14 protein-coding genes and 1 pseudogene are annotated in these 14097 nt (G+C 67.0%); 9 read left to right on the top strand and 6 right to left on the bottom strand.

Features of this window, described 5'->3' with window-relative positions:
• Positions 1 to 244 (bottom strand): annotated as a pseudogene (locus tag ABZW74_RS22205) (oxidoreductase); the annotation flags it as partial.
• A 264-nt stretch (positions 245 to 508) separates the two neighbouring features.
• Between ABZW74_RS22205 and acs the strand changes: the two are divergent.
• The 3 genes from acs to ABZW74_RS22190 all read left to right on the top strand — a co-directional run bounded on the left by acs (position 509) and on the right by ABZW74_RS22190 (position 4132).
• Positions 509 to 2467, top strand: a complete 1959-nt coding sequence (gene acs, locus ABZW74_RS22200) for an acetate--CoA ligase (protein ID WP_240856185.1) — start codon at positions 509 to 511, stop codon at positions 2465 to 2467.
• A gap of 162 nt (positions 2468 to 2629) precedes the next feature.
• The gene (locus ABZW74_RS22195; RefSeq protein WP_240856186.1) at positions 2630 to 3121 is read left to right on the top strand and encodes a phage holin family protein; all 492 of its coding nucleotides are present in this window, start codon (positions 2630 to 2632) and stop codon (positions 3119 to 3121) included.
• Positions 3122 to 3139: 18 nt separating this feature from the next.
• Positions 3140 to 4132: an alpha/beta hydrolase gene (locus ABZW74_RS22190; protein ID WP_240856187.1), complete on the top strand. Its 993-nt coding sequence runs from the start codon at positions 3140 to 3142 to the stop codon at positions 4130 to 4132.
• A gap of 389 nt (positions 4133 to 4521) precedes the next feature.
• On the opposite strand, the gene ABZW74_RS22185 is transcribed toward ABZW74_RS22190, so the two are convergent.
• Genes ABZW74_RS22185 through nth form a run of 4 tightly spaced genes read right to left on the bottom strand, consistent with a single transcriptional unit; the run spans position 4522 to position 7980 of the window.
• Positions 4522 to 5727 (bottom strand): MarP family serine protease, encoded by a 1206-nt coding sequence (locus tag ABZW74_RS22185; protein WP_355279396.1) that lies wholly within the window; start codon positions 5725 to 5727, stop codon positions 4522 to 4524.
• The gene (locus tag ABZW74_RS22180; protein ID WP_355279401.1) at positions 5724 to 6494 is read right to left on the bottom strand and encodes a CoA pyrophosphatase; all 771 of its coding nucleotides are present in this window, start codon (positions 6492 to 6494) and stop codon (positions 5724 to 5726) included. The genes ABZW74_RS22185 and ABZW74_RS22180 overlap by 4 nt, the downstream gene beginning before the upstream one ends.
• Before the next feature lie 56 nt (positions 6495 to 6550).
• Entirely contained in the window at positions 6551 to 7294 is a 744-nt protein-coding gene (locus ABZW74_RS22175) for a TlpA disulfide reductase family protein (RefSeq protein ID WP_355279394.1), read from the bottom strand.
• Complete coding sequence (gene nth, locus ABZW74_RS22170; RefSeq protein WP_240856315.1) at positions 7294 to 7980, bottom strand: endonuclease III; 687 nt, start codon at positions 7978 to 7980, stop codon at positions 7294 to 7296. Before nth ends, ABZW74_RS22175 begins: the two co-directional genes overlap by 1 nt.
• Positions 7981 to 8175: 195 nt before the next feature.
• Between nth and ABZW74_RS22165 the strand changes: the two genes are divergently transcribed.
• Positions 8176 to 8469, top strand: a complete 294-nt coding sequence (locus ABZW74_RS22165; RefSeq protein ID WP_355279391.1) for a hypothetical protein — start codon at positions 8176 to 8178, stop codon at positions 8467 to 8469.
• A 182-nt stretch (positions 8470 to 8651) separates the two neighbouring features.
• Positions 8652 to 9326, top strand: a complete 675-nt coding sequence (locus tag ABZW74_RS22160; RefSeq protein ID WP_240856191.1) for a Crp/Fnr family transcriptional regulator — start codon at positions 8652 to 8654, stop codon at positions 9324 to 9326.
• Positions 9327 to 9445: 119 nt separating this feature from the next.
• Here ABZW74_RS22160 and ABZW74_RS22155 read toward each other — a convergent pair whose 3' ends face one another.
• Positions 9446 to 10270, bottom strand: a complete 825-nt coding sequence (locus ABZW74_RS22155; protein WP_240856192.1) for an MBL fold metallo-hydrolase — start codon at positions 10268 to 10270, stop codon at positions 9446 to 9448.
• 113 nt (positions 10271 to 10383) lie between these two features.
• Between ABZW74_RS22155 and ABZW74_RS22150 the strand changes: the two genes are divergently transcribed.
• The 4 genes from ABZW74_RS22150 to ABZW74_RS22135 all read left to right on the top strand — a co-directional run.
• A complete protein-coding gene (locus tag ABZW74_RS22150; protein ID WP_355279388.1) occupies positions 10384 to 11541 on the top strand; it encodes an acyl-CoA dehydrogenase family protein in 1158 nt (385 codons plus the stop codon).
• Between the two features lies 1 nt (position 11542).
• On the top strand, positions 11543 to 12751 hold the full coding sequence (locus tag ABZW74_RS22145) for a CaiB/BaiF CoA-transferase family protein (RefSeq protein WP_240856194.1): 1209 nt from the start codon (positions 11543 to 11545) through the stop codon (positions 12749 to 12751).
• Between the two features lie 2 nt (positions 12752 to 12753).
• Positions 12754 to 13632 carry a hypothetical protein gene (locus ABZW74_RS22140; protein WP_240856195.1) on the top strand — a complete coding sequence of 293 codons (879 nt, stop codon included), beginning with the start codon at positions 12754 to 12756 and terminating at the stop codon, positions 13630 to 13632.
• On the top strand, positions 13629 to 14097 hold a 469-nt coding region (locus ABZW74_RS22135; RefSeq protein WP_355279384.1), incomplete at its 3' end, for an aldolase/citrate lyase family protein. The genes ABZW74_RS22140 and ABZW74_RS22135, both read left to right, overlap by 4 nt.

Below are 14097 nucleotides of genomic sequence, written 5' to 3'. Positions count from 1 at the left end.
CCACCCGCATCGCACCCGCGAGGATGGGATCGTCGAAGTCGCCGTCGCGCCGCAGTTCCACGCTGCCGCCGTCGATGGCGGCCGACGACCGTCCCGCGCGCCACGACGCCTCGGTGGCCGTCTTGTCCCAACCACGCAGGTTGGCCGGATGCCGATGCACCGCCGACAGAGCATCGCGAGCCTTGTCGGCGGCGTCGCGGACACCCGGCAGGTCGAGCAGTGGTGCCAACGGGTCCGAACTCACAAGGTCGACCCTAGTGGTCTCGAGATGCGTCGGGCTCGCGAGCTCGCACGTCGCTCCTCGACCAGCGGGGGTTCACCAACGTCCGCACGCGCCGCTCGTCGCGGCTGTGACACCGCTCACCGCGAATACCCGACGCTCGGTCCGACAGGCACCTGCAACGAGATTCCAACGTGACTACCCTCACAATAAGTGCCCGTCACGACGCCTCGTCACCACGCCGGTGACGCGGGCGAGTCGCCGAGAGTGAAAGGCTCACGCCAGACCATGTCCTCCGCATCCCAGTCCACCGCTTCGCCCACCACCTATCCCCCGTCGGAGGAGTTCGCGGCACAGGCCAACGCGACCGCCGCACTGTACGACCGCGCCGACGCCGACCGGCTGGAATTCTGGGCCGAGCAAGCCCGCCGACTGGACTGGGACACCGACTTCGACCAGGTCCTCGACTGGTCGGACGCACCGTTCGCGAAGTGGTTCGTCGGCGGCAAACTCAACGTCGCCTACAACTGCGTCGACCGGCATGTCGCAGCGGGCAAGGGCGACCGGGTGGCCATCCACTGGGTCGGCGAACCGGGCGACTCCCGCGACATCACCTACAGCCGGCTCAAGGACGAGGTGTCCAAGGCGGCCAACTACTTCGCCTCGATCGGTTTGCAGACCGGCGACCGTGTGGCCATCTATATGCCGATGGTCCCCGAAGCCCTGATCTCGATGCTCGCGTGTGCCCGCCTCGGGCTCACCCACTCGGTGGTGTTCGCCGGATTCTCCTCCGGCGCACTGCGTTCCCGCGTCGACGACGCATCCGCCAAACTCGTCATCACCACTGACGGCCAGTACCGGCGCGGCAAGCCGGCACCGCTGAAGACGCAGGTCGACGACGCGCTCGGCACCGGCGACGACGCCGCCGAGTCCGTCGAGAAGGTCCTCGTGGTGCGTCGCACCAACCACGACCCGAACATGAACTGGGTGCAGGGCCGCGACGTGTGGTGGGAAGACACCGTCGACGAGCAGTCCACCGAACACGAACCCGAGGCGTTCGACGCCGAGCACCCACTGTTCCTGCTGTACACCTCCGGCACCACCGGCAAGCCCAAGGGCATCGTGCATTCCTCGGGCGGCTACCTCACCCAGGCCAGCTACACCTTCCACTACGTCTTCGACCACAAGGAAGGCCACGACGTCTTCTGGTGCGGCGCCGACATCGGCTGGGTGACCGGACACTCCTACCTCGTCTACGGTCCGCTCTCCAACGGCGCCACCGAGGTGGTCTACGAGGGCACCCCGAACTCGCCCAACGAACACCGCCACTTCGAGATCATCGAAAAGTACGGCGTCACCATCTATTACATCGCGCCGACCCTGGTCCGCACCTTCATGAAGTGGGGACGTGAGATCCCCGACGCTCACGATCTGTCGTCGGTCCGCCTGCTCGGATCGGTGGGCGAACCCATCAACCCCGAGGCCTGGAAGTGGTACCGCGAGGTCATCGGCGGCAACACGGCACCCATCGTCGACACCTGGTGGCAGACCGAGACCGGCGCCATCATGATCGCCCCGCTGCCCGGCGTCACCGCCACCAAACCCGGCTCGGCCATGAAGCCGCTGCCCGGCATCTCGGCCAACATCGTCGACGACCAGGGCAACCCGGTCGGGGCCGGCGAGCAGGGCTACCTCGTGCTCGACGAGCCGTGGCCGTCGATGCTGCGTGGCATCTGGGGCGACGAGGAACGCTTCCGCGACACCTACTGGTCGCGGTTCGCCGAGCAGGGCTGGTACTTCGCCGGCGACGGCGCCCGCTACGACGACGACCACGCCCTGTGGGTCCTCGGCCGCGTCGACGACGTCATGAACATCTCCGGGCACCGCATCTCGACCGCCGAGGTCGAATCGGCGCTCGTCGGACACTCCGGGGTCGCCGAGGCCGCCGTCATCGGCGCCGCCGACGAGACCACCGGCCAAGGCATCGTCGCCTTCGTCATCCTGCGCGAGGGTGTGGAAGACACCGGGGACACCCTTATTGCCGAACTGCGCCAACAGGTGTCGGTCGAGATCTCCCCGATCGCCAAACCACGCGAGATCAACGTCGTCCCCGAACTGCCCAAGACACGCTCGGGCAAGATCATGCGACGCCTCCTCAAGGACGTCGCCGAGGGCCGCGAACTCGGCGACACCTCCACCCTCGTCGACCCGTCGGTCTTCGAGGCCATCCGCGCACGCAAGGCCTGACCCACCCGACACCCGCGCCGCCGGGTCCCAGACAGGTGCGCCGCCGGAAGCCCCCATCCGGCGGCGCACCGCCCGCTTCGACACATTCGAGTGGGTGGTCCGCAACCCGCGCGGAGTTCGCATGGCAACATATGGGCCATCACCCGATCAACGGAGGACGCTGTGAGCCTGCCCGACCCTGCCAAGGATTCGGTCCCATCGATCCCGCTGTCCGACGCCAATCTCGGCCCGAGTGGTGAACCGAGCATCGGCAGCCTGGTCAAGGACGCCAGCGCCAGCGTGTCCACCCTGTTCCGGTCCGAGGTCGCGCTTGCGAAGGCCGAGCTCATGGGCGAGGCCAAGAAGGCGGGTGCGGGCGGCGCACTGCTCGCCGGCGCCGGACTCCTCCTCCTCTACACGAGTTTCTTCTTCTTCATCTTCCTCGCGGTGCTGCTCGACATCTGGCTGCCGCAGTGGGCCGCGTACCTGATCGTGCTGGTCCTGCTGATCATCATCACAACGGCCGCCGCGTTCGTCGGCTACCTGTTCTTCAAGCGGGTGCGCGGACCGGCCAAGACGATCGAGACCGTCAAGGAGGTACCGACGGTGTTGCCGCACCGCGGCGCCGACAAGGCGGTGGCACATCCACAGATCCCGGCCGCTCGTGAGGGCTGAGTTCGCCGGCGCACGTCGGTGACCGCGCCGCCGGATCCGTCGAGTGTGCGGATCGAGGGCGACTGGCACCATTTCGATGTCCGCGCCAACGGCGTGCGGTTTCATGCAGTCGAAGCGAAGCGAAGCAGGTCGGTCGAAGCGGAGCGAAGCAGGTCGGTCGAAGCCGCCGAAACGAGCGGCATCGCCGACCGCCCACTGGTGTTGCTGCTGCACGGCTTCGGCGAGTTCTGGTGGAGTTGGCGTCACCAGATCGTCGCGCTGACCGACGCCGGTTATCGGGCGGTGGCCGTCGACCTCCGCGGATACGGCGACACCGACAAACCACCGCGCGGATACGACGGCTGGACGCTCGCCGGCGACACCAACGGGCTGGTGCGCGCGCTGGGACACAGCACGGCCACACTGGTCGGTCACGCCGACGGCGGGCTAGTCTGCTGGGCCACCGCGACGCTGCACCCACGCGTCGTCGACCGAATCGCGGTGATCGCCTCGCCACATCCACGTGCGTTGCGCCACAACGTGTTACGCGAGCGCGATCAACGGTCGGAGTTCCTGGGCGGCTTCCTGCGCAACCAGCTGCCGAAGCTCGGCGAACGTGAGCTGACCCGCGACGACGGCGCGTTCGTCGCCGGCTACTTCGCGACCCGATCGTCGGCCGCGTGGCAGGAGACCGAGGACTACGCCGACACCGTCGCGCGCAACCGGTCGGCGATCCAGATCCCCTACGTCGCCCACTGCAGTCTGGAGTACCGCCGCTGGGCGTTCCGCTCGCAGTTCCGGCCCGACGGGTTCCGCTTCATGGAGCTGATGAACCAGCGCCTGCACATCCCCGTACTCGCCCTGCGCGGCCGCGACGACCCGTTCATCCTCAGCGACGTCATGACCGCGAGCGGCCGGTGGGCTGCTCACATGGAGTACCGGACGATCGAGCGCAGCGCCCACTTCGCCCATCAGGAGCAGCCCGCCGACGTCACCGACCACCTCGTCGAACTCCTGCGGCGCGAGGTCTGACGCGAAGAGTCTGGTGACCGCCGCTCTGACCTGGGTAAATGCCGAGGAACCAGCCATGGTCGTCCCACCAAAAATAGGGGAGGAAGTTTCTTCCGCGAGGTTCGTAGTCTTCCGCGAGAATTTTCGCGGGGAGGACACCAAGGGTAGGGGAAGAGAGTTCTTCCCCTACTTTTTGTGGGCGCGTGTGCCTGGCATCGAGTTCGGCGGAACGCGACGACCGACAAGCGGTGACTGAGATCGGGCCCGTCAGCGTCCGCTTCCGGGACATTCCCGGAGGACCACCCTCAGGGGCCCGATCTTGGCCACCGGCCCGACCCGCCTTCCCGCCTCCACGATCGCCGACGAGGTCGGCGGGTGGGTCGCTGACTCGAAGAGCAGCCCGCCGACGATCAGCCGCCCGGTTCGAGGTGCACGCACGACTGCGTGCTGACCCGGTTGTTGGGGCCATTCTCGGAGCGGGCGAAGTCGGTCTGGACCTGCGCCGCGGTCAACGCGAAACCGGTCTCGTCGGCGGGGTCCTCGGCCGCACCGAACACGACACCCAGCACGTCGCCGTCCGAATTCAGCAGCGGACCACCGGAATTGCCCTGTCGAATGACACCGCGCACCGCATATACCTCGCGTGTCACGTTCCCGGTCTGGTAGATGTTCTCGCCGGTGTGCATGAACACCTTGCGGACACGCAGGGGGCTGACGTTGAAGGGGCCGGCTTCGGGGAAGCCGAGTGCGACCGCGTCGTCGCCGGGTTGCGCCGGGCGCTCGGCGAACTTGAGCGCCGGCGCCCGAAGTCCCGAGACGTCGAGGACGGCGATGTCGTTCTGGGGATCGAACAGCACGACCTTCGCCCGCAACTTCTCACCCTCGGACGTTTCGACCTCGAGGCGCGTCGTACCCGCGACGACGTGGGCGTTGGTCATCACCCGCTCCGCCGACACCACGAAGCCGCTGCCCTCGAGCGCCTGACGGCAACTGGGGGCGACCCCCTCGATCTTCACCACACTGGGCCTGGCCTGGGAGACCGCCGGTAGCTGCAGCAGCGCGGGGTCGGGCGGATCGACGTTGCCGGTGGTGCTCAGGTACGGGATCTTGGGAATCCCGGAGCTCTCGACCAGCGCCTTGAAGTCGCTCGGCAGATCCTTGACCCATTGCGGCGAGAGGACCTCCACCCCGCCGAGCACCTTCGAATCGTCGACCGCCTGGGCGATCGTGGGTTCGGCGGATTCACGCAACGGGATGGCGAGCAGTCCGGCTGCCAGAAGCACCGCCACCACCTGAAGTAACGATCCGACACCACTGTCGACAGCGCGTGCTCCCGGTGAGCGAATCCCGCTGCGTGCGGCGCGGCCGAGCACCATCCCGGCAACCTCGCCGACGATCACCAGCACGAGGATGAGCGCCACCCCGACCACCAGGCGCACCTGTACGTCGACGAAACGCGACATCAGATGCGGCGCGAGCAGCAGTCCCGCGACAGCGCCGAGCGCTACGCCGATGAACGCCAGCGCCGACGCCACCGCACCGTGGCGGTAGCCGCTCGCGGCGGCCAGGAGCGCCACCACGATCAAGATGAGGTCGACCCAGCCGGATCCGGTCATCGCGTTCCGCCCGTCGGACCGTCCGGTGTGTGCCCGAGCCACTCCGGATGTACCGCCGAAAAGCCCGACTGCTGACGGCTGCCGGCCAGTTCGATCATCTCGTCGAGCGGTCGGACGTCGTCGGTGTCCCAGGGCACGTCCCAGCCGGCCGCGTCGCTGATGGCCGCGATCAGACCGCCGGTGAAACCCCAGACGAGCAGGCCGTCGACAAAGAACGCGGGCCCTTGATACACCCGTCCGCCCAGGATGGACCGTCGAACCTGGAACCGGTTGTGCGGCGCGAGCATCTCGCGAATGTTGACCCGTGCGACCCGCGCTGTCTCACCCTCGTCGACGACGCGCACCTCGCTCGGCTCGCGCCAGTACGCGACGACCGGCATCACGTCGAAACCCGACGGCGGCACGGGGAAGGTCGGCAGATTGGCGACGACGTGGACGCCGGACGCGTCGAGCCCGGTCTCCTCGGTGGCCTCGCGCAGCGCGGTGCCGACCGGGAACTCGTCTCCGGGGTCGGCGGCGCCACCCGGGAAGGCCACCTGACCGCTGTGCTGACGCAGGGTCGGGGCCCGCTCGGTCAGCAGCACCTCCGCGTCGTGCGGTAGGCCCCCGGCGCGGGTGGGGTCGGGGTCCCAGCTGCCGGAGAACAGCACCAACACCGCGGCCGAGCGCCGGTTGCGGTTGAACATGGCCGCCCACCGGGTGCGATCACCGCCGCGGTTGAGGACGCTCTCACTCACCTTGTCCACATCGCCGGTCAGCGCTCGCATCCACGGCGGGATCTCCGCGTCGTCGACGAGCGCCCCGATCTGCGGCTCCGGGCCGGTCACACCGTCACCCCGAGATAACGGGAGACGGCCGCGGCGATCTCGTCGGGGCTGTGGAACAGGATCGGGAGGATCCCCGCCACGGTGCCGTCGGGACGCACCAAGATCGTCGACGGAAAGACCGGCGGCGCCCCGAGCGCGGCCGACACCTTGCCATCGGTGTCCAGCACGCTCGGCAGGTGAATGCCGTTCTCGCTCAGATACTTCAAGATCAGTACCTGACTGCTCGCGCCTTGCTGGGCGTGCACACCCATCACGTCGACGCGGTCTCCCGCGCGTCGGGTGAACTGCTCGAAGTACGGCAGTTCCTTGCGGCACGGCAGACACCAGGTCGCCCAGATGTTGATGACCAGCGGCTTCTGGGCGGTCGCGGCTCCGACGTCGATGGGGGTGCCGTCGGCAAGGCACGGCGCGACGACACCGGCCAGCACGGCGTCGGGTCCCGGCGCCGCATCCGACGTCGGACATGGGTCGATGGCCGCGTCCTGTCGGGCCCGCGCAAGTTCGGCATCGCTGACCGGGGCGTCGGTGGCACGGGGTCCGGTCGCGATCGGCGTGGTGTTCTTCGCGGGTTCCGGGTCTTCGCCGCGCGGCCAGATGGCGACGATCAACGCGAGCATGACGACGACGAAGACCAGCGTCCAGCGGGCTGCGGGCGGGAACCGCGATGGCCGTCGGGTTTCGCCATCGTGGGGAGGTTCGGTCGCCGAGCCCGGCTCGGGTGTGGTCGAGGTGTCGTTCACTACGCCGACAGTCCCGCCAGTTCGAGGAGGTGGTCGGTCTCCGGCCCCTTCACCAGCGCGGCCGCTTCGGCCTTGTCCATGGGCCCGGCACCCACCGACGGGCAATCCCGGGCGAGGATGCAGATCCCACACGCGGGTTTGCGCGCATGACACACCCGACGACCGTGGAAGATCACCCGATGCGAGAGGTCCGTCCACTCCTTGCGTTCGATGAGTTCGCCGACGGCGTGCTCGACCTTCACCGGATCGGTCTCCTCGGTCCACTCCCACCGACGGACAAGGCGCCCGAAGTGGGTGTCGACGGTGATCCCGGGAACACCGAACGCGTTGCCGAGCACCACGTTGGCCGTCTTGCGCCCGAACCCGGGCAGCGTGACCAGCTCTTTCAGGGTCGACGGGACCTCGCCGTCGAACCGCTCCAGCAACCCCTGGCCGAGTCCGATGATCGAATTCGCCTTGTTGCGGTAGAAGCCGGTGGTCCGGATCATCTCTTCGAGTTCGGTGCGGTCGGCGCCGGCGTAGTCGGCGGCGGTGCGGTACTTCGCGAACAGCGCTGGTGTGACCATGTTGACCCGCACATCGGTGCACTGGGCAGAGAGGATCGTGGCGACCGACAGTTCCAGCGGAGTGGTGAAGTCGAGTTCGCAGTAGACGTGCGGAAACGCCACCTTCAGCGTCCGATTCATCCGCCGCGCACGACGGACGAGACCCAGGTGGGTTTCCGTCTTACGTGCGCTCACATCGTTCAGGTTAGCCGGGTCTCGTGGCAGGACCACCGTCGCGACTCCTGCGCGCGGCGGACTCGAACGGTAGGTAACAACTCAGTGACTTCCGCCTCCTCAATGCCGAGCTTGTCGGGCGCATTGTGTTTACTGGTGCCCATGCAAGGTCTAGCCGCGCTCTTGTTCCCGGCCGTCCTCATGCTTTTCGCCATGGCGATGGACAAGGTGCAGGCACGCCTCGATCGCCTGAACGTCACCCGCGACGATGTCGAGGAGTTCCTCGAGACGGCCGACGCCGCCGACGTCGACACCCTGGCCAGGGAGGGTTTTCCCGCAGCTCACGACGAGCTTCGCAATCGTCGTGTCACCAAGCATGAGACCGCCACCGGTCAGCTCGACGCCGCCGACGCCGAATTCGACGAACCCCGCCGTTCACCGCAACGCGCCAGCTAATCTCCTCAGGCGAGCGACGTTCCCGACCGGTCACAGCATCAAACTCGGTGGACACACCTGCCGCGTCACCGCAAGTGACCCATTCAACACCTATGCTGGGGGCGAGAGTAGCGTTGCTCGACGTGTGCGGTCGCAATCTGACCCACACGTGATCTATGGACAAGATGAGAAAGGCTCCCTAGGTGGAAGAAGTACTGGCGCGGGCAGGCATTTTCCAGGGCGTCGAGCCCTCTGCCGTCGCGGCGCTGACCAAGCAGCTGCAGCCTGTCGACTTTCCTCGCGGGCATGTGATCTTCCACGAGGGTGAGCCGGGCGACCGTCTGTACATCATCTTGTCCGGCAAGGTGAAGGTCGGCCGACGCTCGGCGGATGGTCGCGAGAACCTGCTGACGATCATGGGTCCGTCCGACATGTTCGGCGAGCTCTCCATCTTCGACCCCGGCCCACGTACATCGTCGGCGACGACGGTGACCGAGGTCCGCGCCGTGTCGATGGACCGCGACGACCTGCGCGCCTGGATCAAGGACCGCCCGGAGATCGCCGAACAGCTCCTTCGCGTCCTGGCCCGCCGCCTGCGCCGCACCAACAACAACCTGGCCGACCTCATCTTCACCGACGTCCCCGGACGTGTCGCCAAGCAGCTCCTGCAGCTCGCCCAGCGCTTCGGCACCCAGGAGGGTGGCGCACTGCGCGTCACCCACGACCTCACCCAGGAAGAGATCGCTCAGCTCGTCGGCGCCTCGCGCGAGACCGTCAACAAGGCACTCGCCGACTTCGCTCAGCGCGGCTGGCTGCGCCTGGAGGGCAAGAGCGTCTTGATCGCCGACTCCGAACGACTGGCTCGTCGCGCGCGCTGACGCACTGGCACAAAAGGTAGGGGAAGAACCGCTTCCCTACTTTCGGTGTCTTCCCCGCGAATTTGCTAGGGGAGGACTCCGAACCTCGGGGAAGAAACTTCTTCCCCTACTTTTGTCGGTCAGCTCTCCCGCAGATACTCCAACTGCGCCTTGACCGACATCCGTGCGGCCGGCCACAGCTTCTTGTCGACGTCGCGGTACACCTTGCGGACCACCTTCATCGGTTTCGCCTTCTTGGCCGAGACGTCCATGTCCTCGAGGGCCGCGACGATCTGATCGATCCGCTCCTCGCGATGCGCCTTGTAGAACCGGGCGACCGGGCCGAGGTCCGGGTGATCGGGTCCGTGTGCGGGTAGCAGCGTCGCACCGTCGCCTTCGACGATGAGCCGGTTGAGCGAGTTCATGTAATCCCGCAGCGTGCCGTCCCGGGGGTCGAGAACGGTGGTGCCGCTGCCCAGGATGGTGTCGCCGGTGATCACGGCACGCTCATCGTCGTGCTCGACGAGGAAGCTGACCGAGTCGCCGGTGTGGCCGGGCGTGTGCAGCACGGTGATCTTCAGGCCCGCGGCCTCGATCACCTCGCGGTCGCGCAGCGGATCGGCGTCGCGGGTGTGCTTGCGTGACAACGCCCGTGTCGGCGCACCGGTCCGCTTGTGCAGGCGGTCGATTCCGCCGACGTGGTCGAAATGGCGGTGCGTGATCAGCGTGAGCGCCACCCCGGGCAGCTCCGCGAGATCCTTCGCGTGCCCCTTGTGCTTCGGCGGACCCGGATCGACGACGACGCATTCGTCACTTCCCGGCGCTCGCAACACCCAGGTGTTGGTGCCGTCGAGCTCCATCATCCCGGGGTTGTCGCACAGGATCACCGACGCGAACGGGGTGACCTCGCGCAATGTCCCGTACGCGGGGTGGGCGGGCTGTTCCGAACCGTCAGTGGTCGTCATCACCCCACAGTAGTTCGGGGCGATCAAACGGCAGCCGGGCGGGAGGGGTGACAAAATCACCCAAACTCTATAGACTATTTTCCATAGACCGCCCAGTCGCCTAAGGAACCGCCATGATCACCCTGTCTGCCGAGGAACACGCCATCGTCAAGACCGTCCGAGACTTCGTCGACAAGCAGGTCCGGCCCGTCGCCCGCGATCTCGAGCATGCCAACACCTACCCCGAAGACCTCATCGAAACGATGAAGGCGATGGGGATCTACGGCCTGGCCATCCCGGAGCCCTACGGGTTCGCCGAGGTCTCGATGCCCTGCTACGTGCAAGTGACCGAGGAACTCGCGCGCGGGTGGATGAGTCTGGCCGGCGCGATGGGTGGTCACACCGTGGTGTCCAAGCTGATCCTGCGCTTCGGCACCGAAGAGCAGAAGGGGAAGTATCTGCCGCGCATGGCCACCGGCGAACTGCGCGCGACGATGGCACTCACCGAACCCGGCGGCGGTTCGGACCTGCAGGCAATGCGCACCTCCGCGGTGGCCGACGACGACGGGTACGTCATCAACGGCTCCAAGACGTGGATCTCCAACGCGCGCAAGGCCGGACTGGTCGCGCTGCTGTGCAAGACCGACCCGACGGCGCAGCCCGCCCACACGGGTGTCTCCATCCTGCTCGTGGAGAAGGTGCCCGGATTCGAAGTGTCCAAGGATCTTCCGAAGCTCGGCTACAAGGGTGTGGAAAGTTGCGAGCTGAACTTCGTCGACGCCCGGGTGCCCGCCGACGCCCTGCTCGGCGGGGTCGAGGGCAAGGGCTTCGCGCAGATGATGAAGGGCCTCGAGGTCGGCCGGCTGCAGGTCGCCGCACGCGCAACCGGCGTCGCACGAGCCGCCTTCGACGACGCACTGCAATACGCCCAAGACCGTGAGAGCTTCGGCGTCCCGATCTGGAAGCACCAGTCGGTGGGCAACATGCTCGCCAACATGGGCACCAAACTCTATGCGGCACGCAGTCTTCTGCTCGACGCGGCCGAGCGTTTCGACACCGGCGCACGCGTCGACATGGAAGCCGGCATGGCGAAGCTGTTCGCGTCGGAGACGGCGATGGAGATCGCGCTCGACGCGGTCCGCATTCACGGCGGCTACGGATACTCCACCGAGTACGACGTCGAGCGGTACTTCCGGGATGCGCCGCTGATGATCGTCGGCGAGGGCACCAACGAGATCCAGCAGGGTGTGATCGCCAAGCAACTCGTCAAGCGCGGCGGAATCGACCTCTGAAGTGCTTCCGCTACACGGAATCACCGTTCTCTCACTGGAACACGCGGTCGCCGCGCCATTCGCGACCCGACAGCTCGCCGATCTCGGCGCACGCGTGATCAAGGTCGAACGCACCGGATCCGGCGACTTCGCCCGCCAGTACGACGAATCGGTGAACGGCCTCGCGAGCTACTTCGTGTGGCTCAACCGGTCCAAGGAATCGATCGCGCTCGATGTGAAGTCCGAGGCCGGACAAGCGCTTCTGCACGAGCTCGCCGCCCAGGCCGATGTCATCGTGCAGAATCTCGGTCCCGGCGCCGCCAAGCGGCTGGGTCTCGGTGCCGAGGAGATCCGAGCGCAGGACCCGAGAAAGATCGTCCTGTCCATCACCGGCTGGGGTTCGACCGGCCCGTGGGCCGACCGCAAGGCCTACGACCTGCTCGTCCAGTGCGAGACCGGTCTCGTCTCCCTGACCGGCACCCCGGACGAGGTGGCCAAGGCCGGGGTCTCGGTCGCCGACATCGCGGCCGGCATGTACGGCTTCTCCAGCGTTCTCGCCGCCCTGTTCCACCGTGAACGCACCGGCGACGGCGCGACACTCGAGGTCTCCCTCTTCGAAGCCCTCGCCGAATGGATCGGCCAGCCCATGCATTTCACCGCCGGGTCCGGGCGCCAGCCCGGCCGCTTCGGCGCCCAGCACGCCACCATCGCCCCGTACGGACCGTTTACCGCGGCCGACGATCACGTCGTTCTCCTCGCCATCCAGAACGAACCGGAATGGCAGCGGCTGTGCACCATCGTCTTCGACGATGCCGACCTGGCGCTAGACCCGCGATTCACCTCCAATTCGCTGCGCGTCGCCAACCGAGATGCACTTAATCATGTTGTAGCTAACCACTTCTCGGATCTGAGTACCGACACCCTCGCCGAGCGGCTGACCACCGCACGCATCGCCTTTGCCGGAGTCAACACAGTGGAAGAATTCATCGCCCACCCGGTTCTGGAAGGGCGCGACCGGTGGCGCAACGTCAGCACCGAATCGGGAAAGGTCCGCGCACTCCTGCCCCCGATCAGCATCGGATCCGACGAGGCTCGCATGGATCCCGTTCCCGCACTGGGTGAACACAGTGTCGCGCTGGCCCACGAACTCGGCGTCGAGGATGCGACGATCCAGCGACTTCTCGCCGATGGCGTCCTTCAGAGTCCCGACCCGACAGCGAAAGGCCAATGACCATGAGCGATACCACGACCGCCGACGAGGCGACCCTGAGTTCCCACATCACCGAGTGGACCCCCGGACCCGTGGTCGAGCACGACGTCCTGGACCCGGCGCAAGCACAGCGACTGGCGGCGACACTCGGTACCGAGGACGCGTTCGGTTCGGGGAGCGAACTTCCCATGCCCTGGCACTGGATCTACTTCTCGCAGTGGCCGCCCACCGATGCCCTCGGCGCAGATGGGCACCCCCGAGACGGTCATTTTCTGCCGCCGATCCCCCACCGCCGGCGGATGTTCGCGGGCTCGCGCATGTCCGTGACCACGCCGTTGCGTCTCGACGTGCCGACGGAGAAGCACTCGAGTCTCGCGTCGGTCAAGGAGAAGCACGGCCGCTCGGGTGCAATGCTTTTCGTCACCGTGCGCAGCGAGTACCGGCAGGACGGGGCGACGGCGCTCATCGAGGAACAAGATCTCGTCTACCGCAGCGACAACTCCACGGCCCGCCCCGTGGAACGCCTCGTCGAAGATCTGACACCCAGCGGGACCGTGTGGAGCGCGGAGCCGACTCCGACTGCACCGCTGCTGTTCCGGTACTCCGCCCTGACCTCGAACGCCCATCGGATTCACTACGACCTCCCCTACACCACCGACGTCGAGGGCTACCCCGACCTCGTCGTCCACGGTCCGCTCCTTGCCAACTACATGGCCGATCTCGCTCGCCTATACGCCGATGGAAAGACGATGAGCTCCTTCGACTTCCGTCTGAAGCGACCTCTGTTTCTTGGTGATCGTTTCCGCGTCGAGGGCAATCCGTCCGACGGCAATACCGTTGCCGTGCGGGTTGTCTCGGGAGCCGAAACAGTCCATGCCGAGGGCACGGTGACGCTGTCATGACCTTGGCCATCGCCGACGCACGCAGCTTCCTGTTCGTGCCCGGTAACCGACCCGAACGCTTCGACAAGGCGGCCGCTGCCGGAGCCGACGTCGTCGTCATCGACCTCGAGGACGCGGTGTCGCCGGCCGACAAGGAAGCCGCCCGCGAGCATGCTGCAGCGTGGCTGGCCGCCGGGAACGAGGCAGTGGTGCGCATCAATGCTTCCGATACCGACTGGCACACAGACGATGTGGCCATGATCATCGAGCGGGGCGCTGCCGTCATGCCCGCCAAGGCGTCCGATCCCGCCCGGCTCGCCTCGATCGCCACGCAATCGAAGGCGCCGGTCATCCCGTTGATCGAAACGGCGCGCGGAGTCCTTGCGGCGCAGGAGATCAGCGCGGTGGACAGAGTGGTCCGGGTCGCCGTCGGGGCGATCGACCTCGCCGCCGAGTTGTCGGTATCGCCCGACGACCGCGCGGCCC

The sequence above is a fragment of the Gordonia sp. NPDC003585 genome (assembly GCF_040610755.1).
In the GTDB taxonomy this organism is placed as follows: Bacteria; Actinomycetota; Actinomycetes; order Mycobacteriales; family Mycobacteriaceae; genus Gordonia.
This window is presented reverse-complemented; position numbering and strand designations above follow the sequence as displayed.